Here is a 1,100-nt window from a genome sequence, read left to right on the forward strand (position 1 = left end):
TACTAGTCCGATTTGAAGAGTGTGCATGATTCTGCTGTCATAGAAACATGATTATCGATGGACGGGCTCTTCCGCGGGAAACCCAAGAGGACATCCGCATGCGGGCTGTCGACCTCTTCGAGAAGAATGTTCCGATCGGGCAGATCATTCGGGAAGCCGGAATGAGTCGTTCCGCGGTCTTCGCGTGGAAACGGGCGTGGCTCCAAGGCGGACGTCAGGCGTTGCTGACGAAACCCATCCCGGGACGCCCGCCCACCCTCGACGACGACCAGCTCGCCGAACTCGCCAGCATGATCGCCGGACACGCCCCGGCCGAGTACGGCTTCACCGCGCTGCTGTGGACCCGTCCGATCATCGCCGACCTCGTGGAACAACACTTCGGGGTCCGGTTCCAACCCGACTGGATCGGTAAACTTATGCGCCGTCTGGGCTTCTCCGCCCAGCGCCCCGTCTACCAGGCCCACGAGTCCGACTCCACCCAGGTCCACGCCTGGCGGACCACCGACTACCCGAAGATCCGAGCGAAAGCCGCCCAGGTCGAGGCCACGGTCTACTTCGCCGACGAGGCCGCTGTCCGCTCCGATCACCACGCCGGCACCACCTGGGCACCGATCGGGTCCACCCCGGTCGTCGCCCGCACCGGCGCCCGACACACCGTGAACATGATCTCGGCGATCGAACCCCGCGGAAGTATCCACTTCACCGTGTTCACCGGCCAGGCCAACGCCCGGTTCTTCATAGACTTCTGCCAACGACTCCTTCACGACGACGGCGGCAGGGTATTCCTCATCGTCGACAAATCCCCGATACACACCGCCCGGAAAGTCACCGACTTCGTCGAATCCACCCACGGACGACTACGCCTGTTCTTCCTACCCTCCTACTCACCGCAACTCAACCCCGACGAACTCGTCTGGAACAACGTAAAAAACGGGATCATCGGCCGCTCCCAACTGCCATCAGGGCAAGGCTATCTGTTCGAACTCGCCGAACACGCCCTCGACCGGCTCGCAGGAAAACCAGACATCGTCCGCGGATTTTTCCACACCCCGGAACTCTCCTACATCGAAGCAGTTTAGATACTTAGAATTTCGTTAGTA

Annotated in this window: 1 protein-coding gene; it reads left to right on the forward strand. The window is 61.2% G+C overall.

Annotated elements, in window-relative coordinates:
* Window positions 1-47 precede the first annotated feature (47 nt).
* Window positions 48-1,079 carry an IS630 family transposase gene (locus NBZ85_RS31290; RefSeq protein WP_368861471.1) on the forward strand — a complete coding sequence of 344 codons (1,032 nt, stop codon included), beginning with the start codon at window positions 48-50 and terminating at the stop codon, window positions 1,077-1,079.
* The last annotated feature ends 21 nt before the right edge of the window (window positions 1,080-1,100 follow it).

Source organism: Frankia tisae, from assembly GCF_025403405.1.
Classification (GTDB): domain Bacteria; phylum Actinomycetota; class Actinomycetes; order Frankiales; family Frankiaceae; genus Frankia; species Frankia tisai.

Coding starts and splice junctions, on each gene's coding strand:
- NBZ85_RS31290 (WP_368861471.1), top strand. CDS start 48: ATGATTATCGATGGACGGGCTCTTCCGCGGGAAACCCAAGAGGACATC.